This is a genomic window from Brevibacterium sp. SIMBA_078 (genome assembly GCF_046534565.1).
GTDB lineage: Bacteria > Actinomycetota > Actinomycetes > Actinomycetales > Brevibacteriaceae > Brevibacterium.
The window spans coordinates 1-263 of record NZ_JAWRYQ010000311.1 but is presented as its reverse complement, the minus strand read 5'-3'; the positions used below and the strand labels follow the sequence as shown (position 1 = coordinate 263).

At 41.1% G+C, this 263-nt stretch carries 1 protein-coding gene; it reads left to right on the top strand.

From position 1 onward, the window contains the following. Nucleotides 1–260, top strand: a 260-nt coding sequence (locus tag SB749_RS19840) for an HAD hydrolase-like protein (RefSeq protein WP_410711817.1), incomplete at its 5' end; no start/stop codon positions are given. Between the last annotated feature and the right edge of the window lie 3 nt (nt 261–263).

Here is a 263-nt window from a genome sequence, read left to right as displayed (position 1 = left end):
ATAAACCGAAAGCGGGTTGCGAATGTCGAAAACCCGGAAGTAAAATGATTGAGGACCTTGCAAGGAAGTATAATGTGAACCTATCAAAATCATATATGGTGGGGGATACCGATACGGATATTATGGCCGGAAAAAAAGCGGGGACGAAATGTGTTTACCTAGGTGAGCAGGATGAACTCGCAGATGCAGTTTTTCCGGATTTACTTCAAGCTGCAGATTGGATTATTGAGGATTCAACTAAAAATACCATTGAAAAATGAAGC